This window comes from Dankookia sp. GCM10030260, assembly GCF_042666655.1.
Taxonomy (GTDB): domain Bacteria; phylum Pseudomonadota; class Alphaproteobacteria; order Acetobacterales; family Acetobacteraceae; genus Paracraurococcus.
Window position 1 is genome coordinate 808,216 of sequence record NZ_JBHTDE010000002.1, and the last position, 19,691, is coordinate 827,906.

At 71.0% G+C, this 19,691-nt stretch carries 19 protein-coding genes; 6 read left to right on the forward strand and 13 right to left on the reverse strand.

Annotated elements, in window-relative coordinates:
* Positions 1-32: 32 nt before the first annotated feature.
* On the reverse strand, positions 33-164 hold the full coding sequence (locus tag ACFQS7_RS10280) for a hypothetical protein (protein ID WP_380066952.1): 132 nt from the start codon (positions 162-164) through the stop codon (positions 33-35).
* 488 nt (positions 165-652) lie between these two features.
* Here ACFQS7_RS10280 and ACFQS7_RS10285 point away from each other — a divergent pair, with 488 nt between their 5' ends.
* On the forward strand, positions 653-1,198 hold the full coding sequence (locus ACFQS7_RS10285) for a hypothetical protein (protein WP_380066953.1): 546 nt from the start codon (positions 653-655) through the stop codon (positions 1,196-1,198).
* Positions 1,199-1,201: 3 nt separating this feature from the next.
* On the opposite strand, the gene parE is transcribed toward ACFQS7_RS10285, so the two are convergent.
* Both parE and dps read right to left on the reverse strand, forming a co-directional pair.
* Positions 1,202-3,184 (reverse strand): DNA topoisomerase IV subunit B, encoded by a 1,983-nt coding sequence (gene parE, locus ACFQS7_RS10290; RefSeq protein ID WP_380066954.1) that lies wholly within the window; start codon positions 3,182-3,184, stop codon positions 1,202-1,204.
* Positions 3,185-3,296: 112 nt separating this feature from the next.
* The gene (gene dps, locus ACFQS7_RS10295; RefSeq protein ID WP_380066955.1) at positions 3,297-3,800 is read right to left on the reverse strand and encodes a DNA starvation/stationary phase protection protein Dps; all 504 of its coding nucleotides are present in this window, start codon (positions 3,798-3,800) and stop codon (positions 3,297-3,299) included.
* A 316-nt stretch (positions 3,801-4,116) separates the two neighbouring features.
* Here dps and ACFQS7_RS10300 point away from each other — a divergent pair, with 316 nt between their 5' ends.
* The gene (locus tag ACFQS7_RS10300; protein ID WP_380066956.1) at positions 4,117-5,490 is read left to right on the forward strand and encodes a hypothetical protein; all 1,374 of its coding nucleotides are present in this window, start codon (positions 4,117-4,119) and stop codon (positions 5,488-5,490) included.
* A gap of 136 nt (positions 5,491-5,626) precedes the next feature.
* Here ACFQS7_RS10300 and ACFQS7_RS10305 read toward each other — a convergent pair whose 3' ends face one another.
* Positions 5,627-7,243, reverse strand: a complete 1,617-nt coding sequence (locus ACFQS7_RS10305; protein ID WP_380066957.1) for an MFS transporter — start codon at positions 7,241-7,243, stop codon at positions 5,627-5,629.
* 88 nt (positions 7,244-7,331) lie between these two features.
* Here ACFQS7_RS10305 and ACFQS7_RS10310 point away from each other — a divergent pair, with 88 nt between their 5' ends.
* Positions 7,332-7,658, forward strand: coding sequence for an Mpo1-like protein (locus tag ACFQS7_RS10310; RefSeq protein ID WP_380066958.1), 327 nt, complete (start codon positions 7,332-7,334; stop codon positions 7,656-7,658).
* 188 nt (positions 7,659-7,846) lie between these two features.
* Entirely contained in the window at positions 7,847-8,104 is a 258-nt protein-coding gene (locus ACFQS7_RS10315; protein WP_380066959.1) for a hypothetical protein, read from the forward strand.
* On the opposite strand, the gene ACFQS7_RS10320 is transcribed toward ACFQS7_RS10315, so the two are convergent.
* The 5 genes from ACFQS7_RS10320 to ACFQS7_RS10340 form a co-directional block, all read right to left on the reverse strand.
* Complete coding sequence (locus ACFQS7_RS10320) at positions 8,101-8,757, reverse strand: polysaccharide deacetylase family protein (protein WP_380066960.1); 657 nt, start codon at positions 8,755-8,757, stop codon at positions 8,101-8,103. The genes ACFQS7_RS10315 and ACFQS7_RS10320 overlap by 4 nt on opposite strands.
* Positions 8,758-9,101: 344 nt before the next feature.
* A complete protein-coding gene (locus ACFQS7_RS10325) occupies positions 9,102-9,653 on the reverse strand; it encodes a hypothetical protein (protein WP_380066961.1) in 552 nt (183 codons plus the stop codon).
* Positions 9,650-11,491: a methanol/ethanol family PQQ-dependent dehydrogenase gene (locus ACFQS7_RS10330; protein ID WP_380066962.1), complete on the reverse strand. Its 1,842-nt coding sequence runs from the start codon at positions 11,489-11,491 to the stop codon at positions 9,650-9,652. Before ACFQS7_RS10330 ends, ACFQS7_RS10325 begins: the two co-directional genes overlap by 4 nt.
* 89 nt (positions 11,492-11,580) lie before the next feature.
* Positions 11,581-12,132 carry a ubiquinol-cytochrome c reductase iron-sulfur subunit gene (locus ACFQS7_RS10335; protein ID WP_380066963.1) on the reverse strand — a complete coding sequence of 184 codons (552 nt, stop codon included), beginning with the start codon at positions 12,130-12,132 and terminating at the stop codon, positions 11,581-11,583.
* A gap of 277 nt (positions 12,133-12,409) precedes the next feature.
* Positions 12,410-13,630: a polyhydroxyalkanoate depolymerase gene (locus tag ACFQS7_RS10340; protein WP_380066964.1), complete on the reverse strand. Its 1,221-nt coding sequence runs from the start codon at positions 13,628-13,630 to the stop codon at positions 12,410-12,412.
* Positions 13,631-13,757: 127 nt separating this feature from the next.
* Here ACFQS7_RS10340 and ACFQS7_RS10345 point away from each other — a divergent pair, with 127 nt between their 5' ends.
* Positions 13,758-14,477 carry a glutathione S-transferase gene (locus tag ACFQS7_RS10345; RefSeq protein ID WP_380066965.1) on the forward strand — a complete coding sequence of 240 codons (720 nt, stop codon included), beginning with the start codon at positions 13,758-13,760 and terminating at the stop codon, positions 14,475-14,477.
* Between the two features lie 90 nt (positions 14,478-14,567).
* Here ACFQS7_RS10345 and ACFQS7_RS10350 read toward each other — a convergent pair whose 3' ends face one another.
* Positions 14,568-16,040 carry a helicase HerA domain-containing protein gene (locus tag ACFQS7_RS10350; RefSeq protein WP_380066966.1) on the reverse strand — a complete coding sequence of 491 codons (1,473 nt, stop codon included), beginning with the start codon at positions 16,038-16,040 and terminating at the stop codon, positions 14,568-14,570.
* A gap of 107 nt (positions 16,041-16,147) precedes the next feature.
* On the opposite strand from ACFQS7_RS10350, the gene ACFQS7_RS10355 reads away from it, so the two are divergent.
* Positions 16,148-16,732 carry a hypothetical protein gene (locus ACFQS7_RS10355; RefSeq protein WP_380066967.1) on the forward strand — a complete coding sequence of 195 codons (585 nt, stop codon included), beginning with the start codon at positions 16,148-16,150 and terminating at the stop codon, positions 16,730-16,732.
* Positions 16,733-16,741: 9 nt separating this feature from the next.
* Here ACFQS7_RS10355 and ACFQS7_RS10360 read toward each other — a convergent pair whose 3' ends face one another.
* From ACFQS7_RS10360 to otnI, 3 genes are all read right to left on the reverse strand, one after another.
* On the reverse strand, positions 16,742-17,632 hold the full coding sequence (locus ACFQS7_RS10360; RefSeq protein ID WP_380066968.1) for a helix-turn-helix domain-containing protein: 891 nt from the start codon (positions 17,630-17,632) through the stop codon (positions 16,742-16,744).
* A gap of 167 nt (positions 17,633-17,799) precedes the next feature.
* Positions 17,800-18,690, reverse strand: coding sequence for a 2-hydroxy-3-oxopropionate reductase (locus ACFQS7_RS10365; protein ID WP_380066969.1), 891 nt, complete (start codon positions 18,688-18,690; stop codon positions 17,800-17,802).
* A 103-nt stretch (positions 18,691-18,793) separates the two neighbouring features.
* Positions 18,794-19,570 carry a 2-oxo-tetronate isomerase gene (gene otnI, locus ACFQS7_RS10370; protein ID WP_380066970.1) on the reverse strand — a complete coding sequence of 259 codons (777 nt, stop codon included), beginning with the start codon at positions 19,568-19,570 and terminating at the stop codon, positions 18,794-18,796.
* Between the last annotated feature and the right edge of the window lie 121 nt (positions 19,571-19,691).

Genomic DNA, 19,691 nt, shown 5'->3' on the forward strand with positions numbered 1-19,691 from the left:
CGAGGCGGTGACCGTGACGGCACAGCCGCCCATCAGCCAAAGCGAAACCTCCCCATCGGCTCCTGCCAGGGGATGGCGGACCTGCCATCGGCGTCGTGGTCGCCGACCGCTGCGATATCCCAGCCGGCGCCGCCGTCCAGCCCATCGACTCCGTCGCCGGTCATGATCAGGTCCTCGCCGCGGCCGGTGGTGAGGGTGAGGTTCTCGACGCCCTGGAAGATCCTCGCGGTGCTGACCTGGTCGGCGGCGTGCCCGACATAGCCTGCGCCGGCCCTGACGGTGTCGATGCCGCCGCGGATGGCGATAGGGTCGGCGCCGGGGCCGCCGGATCTCGTACGTCACCAGGTCGGCTGTCCAGGTCCAGCGGAACCTTGCCATCGAACCGATTTCGGGTCGAGACGACCGCTGCCGGCAGGGCCGGGAGCCATGGCCGCCGCGGCGCGTTTGCCTCGGCTTGGCCAGCATTCGGCCATGCCGGAGAGACCATGATGAATGGGATGGATCTGCAGCGGCGCGTGGGCTGGTCTGCCGCCGAAATCAAGGCCGCGCCGCGGATTGCCGTGCTGTGGCGCCGACAGCCCGGACAGGCGCCGGCCACCGCCGCCGATTGCGTGAAGTTGGGGCGGGAGCCGGTTCGGCGGTGGGAACCGCTGTGGCGCGGCCAGGGGGCAAGGCGCTAGCCCTGCGCGCGACGGCCGGCCTCGTCCTGCTCCTGCTGCTTTCCACGCCGTCCTCGGCGCAGCCAGGTTGCGAGGCACTGCGCGAGACGAAGGTGCTGGCCTACCGGAACCCGGGCTGGGGCTTCGGCATGGATTACCCGGCCAGCTTCGTCCTCGATCCCGACAGCGTGCCGGAGAACGGCGACAGCGCCCGCTTCTGGGCCGTCGGGGGCCGGGCGACCGCGGTCCTGACCGGCCTCCGCAACGGCCAGCGCCAGTCGCTGGCGGCGGTGCTGGCCGAGGCGGAGCGGGACATCCGCGACAACGGCCGCGGCAGCGTCACCTATCGCCGGGTCACCCCGGACTGGTTCGTGCTGACCGGCTACCTCGCCGACCGCATCTACTACCGGCGCAGTTTCCTGGCGCACGGCGGGGCAGTGATCGCCACGCTCTGGATCGAATTCCCGCCCGCGCTGAAACCCTGCCTGGAACTGGCCGTGGCGAAGATGTCGCTGTCCTTCCGGCCACTGGGGCCGTGAGGCTCAGACGTCCACCTCCTCCACGTCAAGCTTCGCCGCATTGTCCTGGATGAACTTGAAGCGCAGCTCGGGCCTGCGGCCCATCAGCGCCTCCATCAGCTCGGCGGTCGAGGCCCGGTCTTCCGGCGGCAGCACCACCCGCAGCAGGGTGCGCCGCTTCGGGTCCATCGTGGTTTCCTTCAGCGTCGCCGGAGGCATCTCGCCGAGCCCCTTGAAGCGGCTGACCTCAACCTTCTGGTTCGGCTTGAACTCGCGCTTCTGGATCCGCTCGCGGTCGCGGTCGTCCATGGCATAGACCGACTTCCCGGCGGCCTGCAGCCGGTAGAGCGGCGGCTGGGCCAGGAAGACCCGGCCCTGGCTGACCAGCTCGCGCAGTTCCTTGTAGAAGAAGGTCATCAGCAGGGCGGCGATATGCGCGCCGTCCACGTCGGCATCGGTCATGATGACGATGCGGCCGTAGCGCAGCCGCGCCAGGTCGAAGCGGTCGCCGGCGCCGCAGCCCAGCGCCTCGATCAGGTCCTTCAGCTCCTGGTTCTGCCGCAGCTTGTCGGCGCTGGCGCTGGCGACGTTCAGGATCTTGCCGCGCAGCGGGAGGACTGCCTGGGTCTCGCGGTCGCGCGCCTGCTTGGCCGACCCGCCGGCGGAATCGCCCTCCACCAGGAACAGCTCGGTGCCGTCGATGCCTTCCCGGCTGCAATCGGCCAGCTTGCCGGGCAGCCGCAGCTTGCGGGTCGCCGACTTGCGCGGCGTCTCCTTCTGCTCGCGCCGTCGGATCCGGTCCTCGGCGCGTTCGATCGCCCAGGCCATCAGGTTGTCGGCGGTCTGCGGGTCGCCGGCCAGCCAATGGTCGAAATGGTCGCGCAGCGCGGCCTCGACCAGCCGCTGCGCTTCCGGGCTGGTCAGCTTCTCCTTGGTCTGGCCCTGGAATTGCGGCTCGCGGACGAAGACGCTCAGCATCCCGGCCATGCCGCCGAACAGGTCCTCGGCGGTGACCGACGCCGCGCGCTTGTCCTTCTTCAACTCGCCATAGGCGCGCAGGCCCTTGACCAGGGCACCGCGCAGCCCGGCCTCATGCGTACCGCCCTGGCTGGTCGGGATGGTGTTGGCATAGGTCGAGAGGAAGCCCTCGCCCTGGTCGAGCCAGGTGATGGCCCACTCGCACCGGCCGGCGCCGTCGGGGAAGGCGGCCTCGCCGACATAGGGCGCGGCGACGACCTGGCCGCGGCCCTCGATCGCCCCGGCCAGGTAGTCGGCCAGGCCGCCGGGGAAGTGCAGGGTGGCCTGGGCCGGCGTCTCGTCCTTCGCCAAGGCCAGGTCGCAGGCCCAGCGGATCTCGACCCCCCGGTACAGGTAGGCCTTGGAGCGGCAGAGCCGGTACAGCCGGGCCGCCGAGAACTGCAGGGCGCCGAAGATCTCCGGGTCCGGCCGGAAGCGGATGGAGGTGCCGCGGCGGTTGTGGATGGCGCCGGCATTCTTCAGCTTGCCGAGCGGCTTGCCGCGCGAATAGGCCTGGGTGAAGAGCGTCCGGTCGCGTGCGACCTCGACCTCCATCGTCTCCGACAGCGCGTTGACCACGGAAGACCCCACGCCGTGCAGACCGCCCGAGGTCTCATAGGCCTTGCCGGAGAATTTGCCGCCCGAATGCAGCGTGGTGAAGATGACCTCGAGCGCGCTCAGCTTCGGGAATTTCGGGTGCGGGTCGGTCGGGATCCCCCGCCCGTTGTCGCGCACCAGCAGCCAGTTTCCCGCCTCCAGCGTCACCTCGATCCGGTCGGCATGGCCGGCCACCGCCTCGTCCATCGCGTTGTCGAGGATCTCGGCCGCCAAATGGTGCAGGGCGTTCTCGTCGGTGCCGCCGATATACATCCCGGGCCGGCGCCGGACCGGCTCCAGCCCCTCCAGGACCTCGATATCACGGGCAGTGTAGGAGGCGGGCTCGGCGGTCCCGCCCTTCGGAGGCCGCTTGCCACCGAACAGGTCGTTCATGTCTTGTTCCCCTGATCCCGCCACGATAGCCGCCTCGCCGCCTCGATACAATGCGAAGCGCGAGTCGGCGGACGGGTATGGGGAAGGGGGGCCCGCAGGCCCCCCGCCGCCGCTAGCGCTCGGTGTCGCCGCCCAGATGCGCCTCGATCATCCAGAGCATCTTGTCGATGGCGCGGGACTGCTCGGTCAGCAGGTCGGCGGTGTCGGCATCGCCGGCCTCGTCGGTCTCGTCGATCCCCTCGCGCAGCGTCTTCGCCACCAGGGCGTAACGGTCGGCCAGCGCCCGCACATGGTCCATGCCGGCATGCAGGTCGGTCGGGTAGGGCGGCAGGCGGGTGGACTTGGCCAGGACCTGGGTGGTGCCGACGGCGGTGCCGCCGAGCTGGACGATGCGCTCGGCCAGGTCGTCGGTGCTGAGCTGCAGCGCGTTGTAGAATTCCTCGAACAGCTTGTGCAGCGAGCCGAAATGCGGGCCCTTGACGTTCCAATGGGCCTGCCGCGTCGCGTTGTAAAGGTCGATGCCGTCGACGAGGCACCCCTGCAGCGTGCCGATCGAGACCTGCTTCGCATTCGTCTTGACGTCGTTGCGGGTCTCTAGGGTCTGGGCTTTCGCCATGGTCTCTCTCCTCGGGTCTCGTTCCGGCACGGATGTGGGGGCTGCGGCACGCGCGGCCAGTCCCTTCCGGCCGTGATGCCAGCGATACGGGAGCGCACGACCGGGCCTCGGGAGGCATGACAACGCCGTGTGCCGACAGACAGACAGCGAGCAGAAGGTTTGATCAAACCAGTTTAGTTTCGTTTTTGATTTCACAAAATAGTGTAAAGAACACAGTTTTTTGCAAATAGCATTGCAGTTAGTCGGGTAGAGCTGCTCGATTTTGTGACGTTGCATACAAAAAGCAGCGCCCAATCCGTGTCAATGGAGCACTGGAATGATCATATTGGGTAGTAATGCCAGCGAAACACTGATCGGAACCGCGGGCGACGACGCCATCACCGGTTTTGGCGGCAACGACGAACTGCGCGGCGGAGATGGCAACGATATCTATGTCGTCTCGGGCGCCTTCGGCCGCGACACCGTCACCAACGACGTCAGCGGCATCGACCAGATCCAGTTCGGTGCGGATTACCGCCCTGCAGAATTCAGGCTGGTGCGATCGGCCTTCGGTGGCGACCTGATCATCCAGCAACTCGGTGGCGACAACTCCGTCACGCTCAACCAGTATTTCAATGCCTCGGGCGTCTCCAGGGGGCTGGTGGAGAGCGTACTCTTCACGGCCACCGGCACGGTCTGGACCCTGGCGGACGGATCCGCCTTCGCGAATGTCGGCTTCACCGGCACCGCCGCGGCGGAAACGATCACCGCCACCACCGGAAACGACCGCATCATCGGTTACGGCGGCAATGACGACCTTCGGGGCGGCGACGGCAACGACCTTTATTTCTTCTCCGGCGCCTTCGGCCGAGACGTGATCAACGAGACCTCCGGCGTTGATCGGGTGGTGATCGGTGCCGACTGGACCGAGGCCTATTTCCAACCCATCCGCAGCAGCTTCGGCGGCGACCTGACCCTGCAGACCGCGGGCGGCTCGAACGCCATCATCTTCAACGGCTACTTCAACGCCAATTCGCAGAAGGTGGAGACGGTCTACTTCCAGGCAACCGGGACGACCTGGGACCTGTCGACCGGGTCGGTGACCGTCCGCACCGGCCCGTTCGATTATGCCGGCTACAACGCTGCCTATCCGGAAATTGCCCGGGCCGGGCTGGACGCCTACGCGCACTACCTGAACTACGGCTGGAAGGAGGGCCGCGACCCCTCGGCCAGCTTCGACACCACGCTCTATCTTCTGCAGAACCCGGACGTGGCGCGGGCTGGGCTGAACCCGCTGGTGCATTACCTGGACTATGGCCAGGCCGAAGGGCGGCCGGCGCATCCGGCGGTCGGCTTCGGCATCAATGGCGGCTTCGACGCCGCCTACTACCTGCTGACCAACCCGGCAGTCGGCGCCGCCGGTATCGACGCTTACGCGCATTGGCAGGCCTATGGCTGGCGGGCAGGGGTGAACCCGAACTACCTCTTCGACACCCAATACTACCTGGCGCAGAATCCCGGCGTCGCCGCGGCGGGGATCGACCCGCTGCTGCACTACGACCTCTATGGCTGGAAGGCCGGGGTAGACCCGGGACCAAATTTCCGCACCAACGCCTACCTGGCGGCGAATCCCGATGTCGCGGCGGCCGGGCTCGACCCGCTGCAACACTACCTGCAATACGGAGTCTACGAAGGACGGCCGCTAGGGTAGTACGGCGCGGAGGGAGAGACGTCATCCCTGCCGGACCACTCATGCGGCTTCGTGGGTCGATACCTACCGATCGGCAGGTACCAACCCAGGGGAAGGCGGGAGCGCGAGGGACTACGCTTCCCTCCCCCAACCTGCCTCACGGCACCACGTTGAGGAACCGCGCCGCCTCCGGCGGCTCGGCCCCCTGGTGCAGCGCCGCCGCCCGGGCCAGGGCGGCGCGGTCCCAGTCCGTCCGCCGCGCCTCCTCGCGCAGGTGCTCGGTCCAGCTCTCCACCGTCCAGAGCTCCACCCAGCGCTCCGGATGCGCCACGTCCTCGTACAGCCGCCAGGTCGCCGCGCCGGAGCGCAGCCTTACCCGCCGCACCTCCTGCATCGCCGCCAGGAAGGCGTCGCGCCGGGCCGGGTCGACCGCATAGCGGACCACTTCCAGCACCCGGCCGGAATCCTCGCCCAGCAGGGCACGCAGCGCCGGGTCGGGGGCCTCGGGCGTGGGTTCGGGCGCCGGGGCGGCGGTGGCCGGGCCGGGCGCCAGCGCCACGCTGTCGATCCGCCAGCCGCGCACCGCGACCGCGGCGACGGCGCCGAGGCCCGCCGCAGCGCCGAGCGCCAGCGGCACGCCGAACCGCCCGCCGACCCAGCCGGCCAGGGCCGAGCCCAGCGCCATGACGCCGAAGAAGCTGAGCTGGTAGATAGCGATCGCCCGCGCCCGGACCCAGCCGGGCGCCGCCAGCTGGGCCGAGGCGCCGAGGGTGCTGCCGGCGGCGATCCAGGAGGCGCCGTAGATCAGCATTCCCAGCGCCGCCGGCGCCCAGTGGTTGGAGGCCGCCAGGATGCCCATCGCGGCACAGATGCCGATCGAGGCCCAGAACACCGTGGCGCTGCGGTCCAGCCGGCCACGCAGCGCCGGCAGGGCGAAGCCGGCGGCGACCGCCGACAGCCCCATCACCCCCAGCATCAGTCCGAAGGCCTGCGGCCCCAGCCCCAGTTGCTGCCGCACGAACAGCGGCAGCAGTCCCCAGACCGCGGCGCTGAACAGGAAGAAGGTGCAGGCCCGCAGGATCGCCGCCCGCATCGCCGGGCTGGCCGAGACGAAGCGCAGCCCGGCCCGCATGGCGGAGACCAGGTGCTCCTTCGGCATCCGGCCGCGCGGCTCGGGCGGGCGGCGCCAGAAGACCAGGGCGACGATCAGCACCAGGAAGGCGACGGCATTCAGCGCGAAGGCCGCCTGCGGCCCGGCCGCGGCGATGGCGAAGCCGCCCAGCGCCGGGCCGAGCGCGCGCGCCAGGTTGAAGCCGATGCCGTTCAGCGCGATGGCGCCGACCAGGTCCTCGCGCGGGACGAGTTCATTGGTGGTGGCGGCCCAGGCCGGGAAGTTCATCGCGCTGCCGGCGCCGATTGCAAAGGTCAGCGCCAGCAGCCCCCAGGGTCCCAGCATGTCGGCCGCGGTGAGCGCGGCCAGGATCAGCGCCATCGCCAGCACCCAGGCCTGGGCGCCGATCAGGAAGATGCGCCGGTCGATGATGTCGGCCAGGGCGCCCGCCGGCAGCGCCAGCAGGAAGACCGGCAGCATCGAGGCGGCCTGGACGAGGGAGACCATCATCGGCGCCGGGTCGAGGCTGGTCATCAGCCACCCCGCGCCGGTGTTCTGCACCCACATGCCGATATTGCTGGCGAGCGTCGCCAGCCAGAGCGTGCGGAAGACGGCGTGGCGCAGCGGCAGGAAGGCGCGCGGCATGGGCAGGCGGAAGGGCATCGGCGCAGATAGGCATGCGCGTGCCGGCTTCGGAAGCGAAACCCCTGCGACCTTGCCGTGACCGCGGCGCCATCCCAACATGGAGGTCATGGCCGAGCCCTTCCCCAGCTTCGCCGCCTTCTGGCCGCACTACCTGCGGGAACATGCCCGGCCGGCGACGCGCGCCGTCCATGTCGGCGGCACCTGGGCCGCGGCGGCGCTGTTGCTGGCCGCCATCCTGTTCGGCGCCTGGTGGATGGCGCTGCTCGCCCCGGTGGTGGGCTACGGCTGTGCCTGGATCTCCCACCTGCTGATCGAACGCAACCGGCCGGCGACCTTCACCTACCCGGCCTGGTCACTGCGCGGCGACCTGCGCCTCGCATGGCTGGCCGCCACCGGCCGGCTCGGCGCCGAGCTGCGCCGGCATGGACTGTAGCCCGCTGGAAGGCAGGGTGCCGGCGCCGAAGCCTTGGAGGCCGTTTTGACCGGCAGGGATCGGCTCTCCTCGGTCCCGGCACGCATGGTGGGCCTCGGGGACGGCATGATGTCCCCACGCCAGCTGTGCCGCCTGCCGACCGTGCCGCGGCCCGTCGAACAGCCGGCCCGGCCCGCTGTCGCAGCACCATGCGCGGCCGGGACCGGCGCCACGACGACAACGGCCAGGGCCGCGTCAAGGACCCCGGCCGCGACGGGCGGCGGAAGGCCAACCGCGAGGGCGGCCTCCCGCTAGGCGCCCCCTACGGGCGGGCGGGTTCCGAGCCGACCGACAAGGGCAAGGTGGCGAAGCCGGCGCGGGACGGCCGGCTGAAGGCCAATCGGCGCCGATCCGCGCCGTCCGGGCGCACGCGCCGCGCCGCCGGGCCTGCCGTGGCGGCGCCCTAGGCCGGCGGGTCCTCGGTGACGTAGTCGGCCAGGTTCGCCGCGGCGATGCCCTGGCGGATGGGCACGCAGGACTCGGGCGGCTCGGCCAGGAAGGCGACGCCGGCATCCTGCCAACCGCCCAGCACCCGGTCCAGATGCCGTATCGCGCCGTTCGGCAGGTCGTGCAGCACCATCAGCACCGGTGCCGCCGCCGCGGCATGCATGGCCCGGGCGCGGTCCGGCCAGCCGTCCGGGTCGTCGAAGTCGCGCGGGATGGCATTCCACAGCACCACGGTATGGCCGCCCGCCTGCAGGTGCCGTGCGGCGGCGGCGTTCAGCAAATGCGGCCCCAGCGCGCCACCGCCGCCATTCGGGCGGAACAGCCTCCAGGGCTCTCGCAGCCCGCCGAGCAGCGCGTCGCAGGCGGTGATCTCGGCGACCGCCTCCGCCCCGCCGCGGCGGCCGAGCGGCGCGCCATGGGTCAGGGTGTGGTTGCCGACCCGGTGGCCCTCGGCCCGGGCCCGCTCGGCCAGTGCCAGGGCGGCCGGGTCGCGCAACTTCTCGCCGACCAGGAAGAAGGTCGCCGGGATGCCGCGGCGCGCCAGGATGGCGAGGACGCCGGGGGTGACCTCGGGCTCCGGCCCGTTGTCGAAGGTGAGGCAGAGGGGCTGCATGGCGGCAGGCTACACCCATTGCCCGAGGCGTCGATGGGGGCGCGCGTCGGTCGCCGCCGCGACCCCGCGCAGGGTCCGGCCGGATACGACGCGGCGCGGTTGAAAACGCTCAATTCGGCTCAATCCGCCTCAATCCGCCTGAGAATGTTTGAGGCCGCTCCGGCCCCGATCCGGCCCGGCCAAGGCTGACCGGCGCTTTGCGCTTGAGCCGCGTTGAGGATTTTCGGATTTGAGGAATTGATCGGCTGCCCCAGGCTCCCTTCGACGCGCCCAGACAGGTGGGCCTTGACCATATTCCTATATCGCAATTCCATTGCGAAATCCAGCCAAATGGGCCGCCCCGCCTAGTGGCCGAAGGGCGGTGCCACCTGCTCGTAGTCGAAGGTCAGGGTGACCTGCACCGCCCCGTGCCGGCCCTCGTAGCGGCGCGGCCGGCCATCCGGACTGCCGACCCAGAGCCGGCCCGGCGCCTCGGAGATGCCCTCGCCGCCCTGCCCGGGCAGGACCTGGCGGAAGCTGTAGACCCGCGCCGCCACCCCGGCGGTCTCGGCCATGCCCTCGTCGCGGCAATCCTGCGGCGGGTAGGCGACCAGCCCGGCGCCGAGGGCCTGCCGCTCGGCCGCGGTCATCGGCAGCTTCACCCAGCGGCCCGACGCCGGCGAGTTGGCATAGACCACCTCGCCGAGGACGAACCGCTCCTCCTCCACCGGCCGGCGCCGCCCGGGCGTGCGGGCGACCAGCCTGGTGTGGAACCGCTCGGCCGCGCCGAGCGCCGCCATTGCCTCGGTGATGGCGGCGCAGCCCGGCTCGGCCGGCGACGCGGCCGGCGCCGGGCCAAGGCCCAGCGCCAGCAGCGCCGCGGCGCCGGCCAGGACGACCGGCGCGCGGGACCTCACTGCATCGCCTGCTGGTTCACGCGCTGGCGCAGGGCGAAGACCCAGACCACCCCGCCCTGCGGCACGTCGGCCTTGAACCGCACGGGGTCGATCTCCACCAGCTTGTCCTGCATGCGGGTCGCATCCACGCCCCAGCCCGACTGCACCGCGATATACTGCGTGCCGTCGACCTCGAAGGAGCTCGGCACGCCGGTGACGCCCGAGTTGGTGCGCATCTGCCAGAGCGTCTTGCCGGTCTTGGCGTCGAAGGCGCGGAAGGCCCGGTCATTGGTCCCGCCCATGAAGACCAGCCCGCCGCCGGTGGTCAGCACCGGGCCCCAGAGCTGCGAATCCTTGAACGGATGCGACCAGACCTTCTTGTTGGTCGTCAGGTCCCAGGCCTGCAGCTCGCCGATATGGTCGGCGCCCGGCCGCAGGCTCATACCGATATCCTCGAGCCCGGCGCCGAGGAAGAGCTGGCCCGGGACGTGGTCCATCCGGTGCCCGGTCAGCGCGCCGCAGAGATTCTCGTTCGCCGGGATGTACAGCAGCTTGGTCTGCGGGTTGTAGGCCGCCGGCGGCCAGTCCTTGCCGCCCCAGAGCGAGGGGCAGAACTCCGCCTTCTTGTCGAGCCCGGGCTTGCGCGCCTCGTTGTAGGTCGGCCGGCCGGTCTCGGGGTCGAGCTTGGCGAAGACGTCCTGCTGCACGAAAGGCACGCCGGAGACGAAGCGGATGCTGTCGGCCTTGCGCTCGAGCTGCCAGAGATAGCCGTTGCGGCCCGGATGCACGAGCGACGGGATGGTCCGGCCTTCGCGCTCGATGTCGATCAGCAGCGGCGTCGAGACCTCGTCCCAGTCCCAGCTGTCGTTCCAGTGGTACTGGTGGTGCGCCTTGAACTTGCCGTCCTCCGGGTTCAGCGCCACGACCGAGGTGGTGTAGAGGTTGTCGCCCGGCCGGCTGTCGCCCATCCAGGGCGCCGCGTTGCCGGTGCCCCAATAGGCCAGGTTGAGCTTCGGATCGTAGTGGCCGGTGAGCCAGACCGAGCCGCCGCCGGTCTGCCAGCCGCCCTTCGTCCAGGTCTCGTTGCCGGGCTCGCCGGCAGCCGGGATGGTGAAGCTGCGCCAGGCCTCCTTGCCGGAGGCGGCGTCGTAGCCGGCGATGAAGCCGCGCACGCCGAACTCGCCGCCCGAGCCGCCGACCATGACCTTGCCGCGGGCGATCAGCGGCGCCAGCGTCATGTAGTGGCCCTTCTGGTAGTCCTCGACCTTGGCGGTCCAGACCTCCTTGCCGGTCTTGGCGTCGAGCGCGACCAGGAAGCAGTCGACGGTGGCGACATAGACCTTGTCGCCATAGAGCGCGACGCCGCGGTTGGTCGGGTGCAGCTGGGTCAGGTCGTCGGGCAGCTGCCGGCGGTAGCGCCAGAGCACGTCGCCGGTCTTGGCGTCGAGCGCGATGACCTGGGCCTGCGGCGTGGTGACGTACATCACCCCGTCGTTGACGATCGGCGGCGCCTGGTGGCCCTCGATCACCCCGGTCGAGAAGCTCCAGGCCGGGGTGAGTTCGGCGACGTTGCCGGCATTGATCTGGTCGAGCGGGCTGAAGCCCTGGCCGTCATAGGTGCGGCGGTACATCAGCCAGTTGCGCGGTTCGGGATTGGCCAGGCGCTGGTCGGTGACCGGGGTGAAGCTCGGCACCGCGCGCTCCTGCGAGGTGCCGGCGGCGCGCGCCGCCGGCGGCGTGGTCGGCGCGACGGGCGTGGCGCCGCCCGTCGAAGGTGCCTGCTGGGCCATGGCGGTCGCGGCAATCGCGCCCGATGCGACGGCGGCCAGCAGCAGGGTCCTGAATGATGTCTTGGCCATTGTCTTGTTTCCCTCCGGTTCTCTCGGCTTGGCCAGGGCGGCCGCCACTTTGGCGTGGCGTGCCGCCCCGGATTCCCTTGGGGCCGGCGTCAGCCCGGCTGTGGCGCCCCGACGCGGCCGATGAAGCGGCCGCCGACGACGAGCAGGTCGCCCTCGACCCGCACCGGCAGGGCGGCGAGCGGGCGCAGCGCCGGCCCGCCGACCACGCGGCCCGCATGGCGCGGGTCGAATTCCGAGCCGTGGCAGGGGCAGTGCAGCGCGTTCCGCTCCGGCATCCATTCGGACACAGGGCATTGCTGGTGGGTGCAGATGGCGGAATAGGCGACCACGCCTTCGGCCGAGCGCTTGCGGGTCGCCTCGTCCATCTCGCCGGGGTCGAGCCGCACGAGCAGGATCTGGTTGAGCCGCGAGCCGCTGCGCACCATGCCGTTGTCCGGCCGCATCGCCCAGGCCAGCAGCGGCCGGCCGCCGACCTCGACGTCGCTCAGCCTGATCGGCGTGGTGTCGTTCTCGCCGGCGGCCAGGACCAGCCGGTCACCCGGCTCCGGCCGGGCACGGGCGGCCGCATCGGCGGCCTGCGCCGCGGCATCGGCGGCAGGCAGGCCACCGACGGCAAGCGCGGCGCTACCGAGCAGCGCCATGCGGCGCCCGGGCGAAAAATATGCGTCGCCGGAACGGCAACACCCCGCCGGCGACAGGGTCTCCGGGGCGTCTTCATCGACAGGCAATTGTTGTGTTTTTTTGGACGTTTCCAGACGCATCGGCGACCCATGCTTGGTGGTGGCGGTTGGTTGCGTGCGACCCTATTGCTTAGGGCTGCTAAATCATGTGCACGCATCCGCCGGACCGTGTTTCACGATCCTGTGGGTCACCGCCGAATGGTCGATCAGCGGGCGCCGCTTCGCCCTGCTAAGCGGGTCAGCCCTCGTTGGTCTGGATCATGTCCCGCACCCGGGGATAGACCTGCTGGGCCCAGCGCCGGCCGCTGAAGACGCCGTAATGCCCGACTCCGGTCTGCAGGTGGTGCCGCTTCATGGTCACCGGCAGGCCGCGGCAGAGGTCGAGCGCGGCCATGGTCTGGCCGATGGCGCAGATGTCGTCCTTCTCGCCCTCGACCGTCAGCATGGCGGTGCGGCGGATCGCCTCCGGCCGCACCGGCCGGCCGCGGTGGGTCAGCTTGCCGAGCGGCAGGGCGTGTTCCTGGAACACGGTCCTCACCGTCTCCAGGTAGAAGTCCGCCGGCAGGTCCATGACGGCGAAATACTCGTCGTAGAAGCGCCGGTGCATCTCGGCCTGCCGCGTGTCGCCGTCGTGCAGGTTCCAGAACTGGGTGTGGTGCGCCCTGATGTGGCGCTCGAGGTTCATCGCCATGAAGGCGCTGACCTGCACCGCGCCGGGATAGACCCGGCGGCCGCCGCCCTGGTGACGCCAGGGCACCTTGGCGATCAGGTTTTCCTCGAACCACGCGATCGGCTTGGACTGCGCCAGCTCGTTCACCTTGGTCGGCATGACGCGGGTGTCGATGGGACCGGCCAGCAGCGACATGCTGCGCGGCGAGAAGGGGTTGCGGTCCTCCGCCATGATCGCCACCGCGGCGAGGACGGCCACGACCGGCTGGCAGACAGCCAGCACATGCGCGCCGCGGCCGATCGCCTGCAGGAACTGCATGACGTGGTCGGTGAACTCGTCGAGCCCGAAGACCCCGGCGGAAAGCGGCACGTCGCGCGCATTGTGCCAGTCGGTGATGTAGACGTCGTGGTCCTGCAGCAGGACCTGCACGGTGTGGCGCAGCAGGGTGGCGAAGTGACCCGACATCGGCGCCACCACCAGCACCCGCGGCAGCCGGATGTCCACGTCCTTCCTGAAATGCAACAGGCTGGCGAAGGGGGTGGCGGCGACGACCTCCTCCTCGACCTCGACCAGGCGGTTGCCGACGCGGACCGGGCCGATGGCGAAGGCGGGCCGCCGATGGGTGATGCCGGCATGGCCGAACACCTCCATCGCCGCCCGCATGTGGCGGAACGGGAAGAAGGCGGGATGGTCGATGTCGAGGTTGGCGAGGATGCCGCCGCCGCCGCGGGCCATCCGCCGCATCGGGCCAAGCACGTCCTGGCCGGCCTGGAGCATACTGTAGATCATGCCGAACGCGGTCCCCCTGCCGGGCATGCGGCGCAGCCTCGGCGGCCATCGTGCCAGCGCGGCACCTTTTCGCAACTGCGAAAGCGCTGCTAAGTTGCCGATTCATCCTTCGTCCGAGGAGAGCGTGATGGCCGTGCCGACCCGCCGCAGGACCGCCGCCAGCGCCACCGAGGCCCGCGGCAGCGACCCCGCCGTGCTGCGGATCAGCAGCCGCAACTACTCGTCCTGGTCGATGCGCGGCTGGCTGCTCTGCCGCATGGCCGGGATCGCCTTCGAGGAGGAGGTGGTCTCGGTCGACGATGTCGGCTCCCGCGCCGAGCTGCTGCTGCAATCCTCCTCGATCCTGATCCCCGCGCTGCGGCATGACGGCGCCGAGCTGTGGGACACGCTGGCGATCGCCGAATACCTGGCCGAGCTGGTGCCGGAGGCGCGGATGCTGCCGGAGGACCGGCTGGCGCGCGCCCGCTGCCGCTCGATCAGCGGCGAGATGCATGCCGGCTTCGCCGCGCTGCGCTCCACCCTGCCGATGAACCTGCGGGCGACGGTGCCGAATTTCACCCTGTGGTCGGGCGCGCGCGCGGACATCGCGCGCATCCTGTGGATCTGGCGCGACTGTCTGGGCCGCTGGGGCGGGCCCTGGCTGCTGGGCGCGGAGAAGAGCATCGCCGATGCGATGTATGCCCCCGTCGTCACCCGGTTCCGCACCTACGACGTGAAGCTGGATGCGGTGTGCGAGGCCTATGCGCAGACCATCCTCGGCTGGCCCGACGTGGCCGAGTGGATCGAGGCCGGCAAGCGCGAGCCGGAGACCCACATCAGCGAGCTGGACCTCGAAGCCGAGTTCTGACGGCCGGCCGTCGCCGCGCGGCAGGTGCCGACCCACGGAAACGGATGAGGGGCGCCGGAGGAGAATACCTTCTCCCCCGGCCTGCCTGGCTCACGCTGCGGCCGCCTCCGGATCGCCCGGCGCCGTCTCCCAGCCCGGGCCGATGATCGTGACGATCCGCCGCGCCGCCGCGTCGGGTCGGCAGGCGATCGCCCCCTGCTTCTCGATGAATTCCAGCGCCGACCGCCCTCGCCCGCGCGAGACGCTGCCGAGCACCCGGGCGATCGCCAGGTCGGACGGGCAGGGGGCATTCTCGATCGCCGCCCGGGCCAGCAGCAGGTAGGCGCCCTGGCGGTCCTCCGGCAGGGAAGCGGCGTGGTCGAGTGCGAGTGGCCATTCGGGCCGCGCCTCCAGCGCCTCGGTGACGCCGGCGAGCACCATGGTCAGCAGCCGGCGGAAGGCCGGCAGGTCGAGCGGGCGGCCGGGCAGCATCTCGATCCGGCAGCGCAGCAGGTAGTCCTGGTGCAGCGCCAGCACCGGCCGGAAGGCGGCCTGCCCGTCCGCCATGATGGCCCGCACCACCGCCAGTTGCGCGCGGCGGCGGCCGGCTTCCTCCTCGGCCGTGGCGGGAGGCAGGGCGGCGGGCGCGGCCGGGCGGGCGGCGGCGAGCTGGGCCAACAGGTCGGGCGGCGGTGCGGCCGGCACCCGGCGCGGCCGCGGTGCCTCGGCCGGGGCCGGCTGCAGGATCAGGGCATGCGCCGCCTCCCGCGGGGTTTCCGGCATCGGCATCAGGCCGGGGCCGGCGCCGCGGCTCTCGGTCTCGACCGCGCCGACCCGCAGCGCCACCGGCCGCCGGGCCAGGGCCGGGCCGAGCGCCATGAACCGCCCGCGCTCCAGGTCGCGGAACATCTCCGCCTGGCGCTTCTCCATCCCCAGCAGGTCGGCGGCGCGGGCCATGTCGATGTCGAGGAAGGTGCGGCCCATCAGGAAGTTGGAGGCTTCGGCCGCGACGTTCTTGGCCAGCTTGGCCAGGCGCTGGGTGGCGATGATGCCGGCCAGGCCGCGCTTGCGGCCGCGGCACATCAGGTCGGTCATGGCGGCCAGGGAGCTGCGGCGTGCCTCCTCCGCCACCTCGACCCCGCCGCCGGGGGCGAAGAGCTGGGCCTCGTCGACCACCACCAGCATCGGCGTCCAGAAGGCGCGCTCGACCGCGAAGATGCCGTCGAGGAAGGCGGCGGCGCGTCGCATCTGCCCCTCGACGTCGACGCCTTCCAGGTTGAGCACGACGGAGACCCGGTGCTGCCGCACCCGCTCCCCGGCCAGGACCAGGCCCTGCTCGGTCTGCGCGGCGGCGTCGATCACCAGGTGGCCGAAGCGGTCGGCGAGCGAGGTGAAGTCGCCCTCGGGGTCGATCACCGCCTGCTGCACGAAGGGGGCGCTGCGTTCCAGCAGCCGGCGCAGCAGGTGCGACTTGCCGCAGCCGGAATTGCCCTGGACCAGCAGGCGGGTGGCCAGCAGCTCCTCCAGGTCCAGCAGGGCCGGCTGGCCGTTGTCGCGCAACCCGAGATCGATGCTGACCGCCATGCCGCCCCGGCTTCCGTGGAGCGCTGGTCCTAGAGCAGCCGGCCCGGCCACTCAATCAGCCGCGCGCATTCATCGGGGCGAAAGGAGACGCCGGCTAGGCATACGCCATGCAGACCGCGCCCCCAGCCGCCGAGATCGCCGCGCAGTTCGACGACCTGCGCCGCTTCATCGATCGCCGCATCGCCGAGCTGAGCGCCGAGGTGCATGCCACGGTCCAGCTCGTCGACTATTCCGAGGCCAACCTCTCCGGCCAGCTTGGCCGCATCCATGAACAGATCGCCGGCTTGGTCGCGATCCCCGCCGCCAGCACCCGCAACAGCGGGGTCGAGCTGGAAGCGGTGGTCCAGGCGACCGAGGCCGCGGCCAACACCATCATGGAGGCGGCGGAGGCGATCCAGGACTGGATCGAGGGCGGGGCGCAGGACAAGATGGCGCTGCAGGCGCTCTCGGCCCGGGTCAATTCGATCTTCGAGGCCTGCAGCTTCCAGGACGTCACCGGCCAGCGCATCCGCCGTGCCATCCAGCACCTGCAGCAGGTCGAGTCGATGCTGCAGGGCATGATGCCGACGGGGAACGTGGCCGCGCTGGCGGAGCCGGTCCGGGTGCAGGCCCTGCCCAGTACCGTGGCCCAGCCGGCCCAGGCCGGTCCCGACCTGGCCCAGGCGGAGATCGACCGGCTGTTGAACGGGTAGCGCCGGCGTTCAGGCCGCGGCTTCGGTCGGCCGGACGTCCCGCAGCAGCGCCCGCACCCGGCCTGCCGCCGCGCTGCCTTTCAAGGCGTCGCGCCAGGCGGCTTCGGCCACCCGCTGGTGCAGGCCCACCGCCTCATCCGCCGCGGTGATCATGGCGACGCCCGTCCCGACCGCCGGGCCGCTATCCGGCGGGAAGGGGCTGGCCACCACATGCGCCCGCTCGCGGCCGCGCAGCACGATGAAGCCACCGGTCGGCTCGGGCCCTTCCTTCAGGCCGATCTGCAGCCCGATCGGCACCGCTTCCATCAGGCTGGCCAGGTTCTCGAGCTCGGCTGCGGCCGCGGCCCGGCCGCGCGCCCGGCTGCGCTCGGTGCCGGCGAGGCCATGGGCCACGCCGTCCTCCAGCAGCCGGCGCAACGAGGCCTCGGACAGGATGGCGATGATGCTGGGGCGGCGCTGCTGATAGAGCCGGCGCCGCATCGCCAGGATCGATAGCGCCTGCTCCGCCTGGCCGCGGCCCTGCAGGGGGTCGGCGCCGCCCTCGGCGGCCTCGGCCCAGGCTTCGTTCACCGCCGCCTCGTAGCTGTCGGAGGCGACCTGGAAGCAGACGGCGCCGCCGAACAGCAGGATCTGGTCGGCCTCCTCCTCGATCTGGCGGAGCCGTTCCTGGAAGGCGAGGGGCCGCGAGAAGTAGTCGATGCCGATGCCGAGCAGCGAGAGCGGCGAGATCTTCAGCAACTCGGCCAGCCGCCGGATCGTGTCCAGCTTGATGACCTCGCCCTTCTCGTAGCGATAGAGCGCGGCGCGCGAGACGCCGAGCCGGGCGGCGATCTCCTCGGCCCGCAATCCGGATTCGAGCCGGTAGGCACGCAATTGCTGCCCGATATCCGCGAAACGCATTCCGATCTCCGGCTCGCCTTTTGAAGACCGGCGCGCAGCGTATTCCTGGAAAACCTCACGCCGCCGGCACTGGTCCAAAAAACTGCGCGCTTTTCGCGTCAAAGGCAAGCATGGCGACAGGGTCGCACGGTCGGCGGCGCCGCAGGCACCGCCGCTCGCGCGATGCGTCAGCCCTTCGCGTCGGGCGCAACCGGGTGTGCCGCCATGGTTTCCAGCGCCTTAACCAGGCCCGAATGGTCGAGCCCGCCATTCCCGGCGGCGATCGAGGCGGAAAACAGCTGCTGGGTGGACGCCGTGTTGGGCAGCGCGACTCCGAGCTCCTTGGCCGATTGCAGCGCCAGGTTCAGGTCCTTCTGGTGCAGCACGATGCGGAAACCGGGGTTGAAGGTCCGCTTGATCATCCGCTCCCCGTGCAATTCCAGGATGCGGGAGGTGGCGAGGCCGCCCATCAGCGCCTGCCGCACCTTGGCCGGATCGGCCCCGGCCTTGCTGGCGAAGACCAGCGCTTCGCCCACGGCCTCGATGGTCAGGGCGACGACGATCTGGTTGGCGACCTTGGTGGTCTGCCCGGCGCCGTTCGGCCCGACCAGGGTGATGTTCTTGCCCATCGCCTCGAACAGCGGCCGGGCGCGCTCGAAGGCGGCCTCCTCGGCGCCGACCATGATGGTCAGGCTGGCGGCCTTGGCGCCGACCTCGCCGCCCGAGACCGGCGCATCGATATAGTCGCACCCCAGCGCATTCACGCGGGCGGCGAAGTCCTTGGTCGCGGTCGGGCTGATCGAGGACATGTCGATCACCAGCTTGCCCTTCGACAGGCCGGCGGCGACGCCCCCCGGCCCGAACAGCGCGGCCTCCACGTCGGGGGTGTCGGGGACCATCAGGATGATCACCTCGGCCGCCGCGGCGACCGCGGCGGCATCGGCCACGACGGTGAAGGCGGCGCGCGCCTCGGCGTCGAGGCTGCGGCGCTCGGGGACCACGACGTCGTGGCCCGCTGCCTTGAGATGGCCGGCCATGGGCTTGCCCATGATGCCGAGGCCGATGAAGCCGATCTTCATGCCTGGATTCCTTGGATGTGGTCGTTGAGGGGAAGGGCCGGCCGATGGGCGCGGCGCCGCCTGGCGCGGAGCCCCGAATCGGCCGGCTGCGCCGCCCTGCGCGTCACTTGTACGGCGCGAACCAGCCGAGTCCGGCCTCGGTCCCGGCCGCCGGCCGGTATTCGCAGCCGATCCAGCCGCGGAAGCCGAGCGCGTCGATCTGCTGGAAGACGAAGGGCCAGTTCACCTCGCCGGTGCCCGGCTCGTTGCGGCCCGGCGTGTCCGCGACCTGCATATGGGCGATGATGGGCAGGTGCTTCTCCACCCGCTTGACGATGTCGCCCTCGGTGATCTGGCAGTGATACAGATCGAATTGCAGGCCGATCCGCTCCGGCCCGATCGCCTCGATGACCGCAGCGCCCTCGGCCATGGTGTTGAGGAAGAAGCCGGGGATGTCGCGGTGGTTGATCGGCTCGATCACCGGCTTGACCCCCGCCTTGCCGCATTCCTCGGCGGCCCAGGCCAGGTTGGCGGCATAGGTCGCCAGCAGCGTGTCGCGTGGCACCCCGGCCGGGGTCAGCCCGGCCATCAGGTGCAGCCGCGGGCAGGACAGCGCCGCGGCGTATTCCAGCGCCTGCTTCACCCCCTCGCGGAACTCGGCGCTGCGGCCGGGCAGGGCGGCCTGGCCGCGCTCCCCCTTCGCCCAGTCGCCGGGCGGGGCGTTGAACAGCACCTGCTGCAGTCCGTTGTCCCGCAGCCGGGCCGCGATCTCGGCCGCGGGGAATTCGTACGGGAACAGGAACTCCACCGCCTGGAAGCCGGCCGCCCGGGCGCGGGCGAAGCGGTCCAGGAAGGGGTGCTCATTGAACATCATGGACAGGTTGGCGGCGAAGCGCGGCATGGCGCGGGAACTCCCCCCGGTTGGGCCGCGGAGGCTAACGGCGCGGTGCCAGGCTGGCTACTGCCGCGGATGCGCCGCCCGCCGGCGGATGGTACAGCGTGGCAACCGATTCGGAGTGGCG

What these genes read in the sequence shown, in the direction of transcription:
- ACFQS7_RS10305 (WP_380066957.1), bottom strand. Translation starts at nt 7,243, where the DNA reads ATGCCCTTCCGCCTGCCCATGCCGCGCGCCTTCCTGCCGCTGCGCCAC.
- ACFQS7_RS10350 (WP_380066966.1), bottom strand. Translation starts at nt 16,040, where the DNA reads ATGGCGGTCAGCATCGATCTCGGGTTGCGCGACAACGGCCAGCCGGCC.
- ACFQS7_RS10345 (WP_380066965.1), top strand. Translation starts at nt 13,758, where the DNA reads ATGGCCGTGCCGACCCGCCGCAGGACCGCCGCCAGCGCCACCGAGGCC.
- ACFQS7_RS10340 (WP_380066964.1), bottom strand. Translation starts at nt 13,630, where the DNA reads ATGATCTACAGTATGCTCCAGGCCGGCCAGGACGTGCTTGGCCCGATG.
- dps (WP_380066955.1), bottom strand. Translation starts at nt 3,800, where the DNA reads ATGGCGAAAGCCCAGACCCTAGAGACCCGCAACGACGTCAAGACGAAT.
- ACFQS7_RS10355 (WP_380066967.1), top strand. Translation starts at nt 16,148, where the DNA reads ATGCAGACCGCGCCCCCAGCCGCCGAGATCGCCGCGCAGTTCGACGAC.
- ACFQS7_RS10335 (WP_380066963.1), bottom strand. Translation starts at nt 12,132, where the DNA reads ATGGCGCTGCTCGGTAGCGCCGCGCTTGCCGTCGGTGGCCTGCCTGCC.
- ACFQS7_RS10365 (WP_380066969.1), bottom strand. Translation starts at nt 18,690, where the DNA reads ATGAAGATCGGCTTCATCGGCCTCGGCATCATGGGCAAGCCCATGGCC.
- ACFQS7_RS10280 (WP_380066952.1), bottom strand. Translation starts at nt 164, where the DNA reads ATGACCGGCGACGGAGTCGATGGGCTGGACGGCGGCGCCGGCTGGGAT.
- ACFQS7_RS10300 (WP_380066956.1), top strand. Translation starts at nt 4,117, where the DNA reads ATGATCATATTGGGTAGTAATGCCAGCGAAACACTGATCGGAACCGCG.
- ACFQS7_RS10360 (WP_380066968.1), bottom strand. Translation starts at nt 17,632, where the DNA reads ATGCGTTTCGCGGATATCGGGCAGCAATTGCGTGCCTACCGGCTCGAA.
- ACFQS7_RS10315 (WP_380066959.1), top strand. Translation starts at nt 7,847, where the DNA reads ATGCGCGGCCGGGACCGGCGCCACGACGACAACGGCCAGGGCCGCGTC.
- ACFQS7_RS10310 (WP_380066958.1), top strand. Translation starts at nt 7,332, where the DNA reads ATGGCCGAGCCCTTCCCCAGCTTCGCCGCCTTCTGGCCGCACTACCTG.
- ACFQS7_RS10320 (WP_380066960.1), bottom strand. Translation starts at nt 8,757, where the DNA reads ATGCAGCCCCTCTGCCTCACCTTCGACAACGGGCCGGAGCCCGAGGTC.
- otnI (WP_380066970.1), bottom strand. Translation starts at nt 19,570, where the DNA reads ATGCCGCGCTTCGCCGCCAACCTGTCCATGATGTTCAATGAGCACCCC.
- ACFQS7_RS10330 (WP_380066962.1), bottom strand. Translation starts at nt 11,491, where the DNA reads ATGGCCAAGACATCATTCAGGACCCTGCTGCTGGCCGCCGTCGCATCG.
- parE (WP_380066954.1), bottom strand. Translation starts at nt 3,184, where the DNA reads ATGAACGACCTGTTCGGTGGCAAGCGGCCTCCGAAGGGCGGGACCGCC.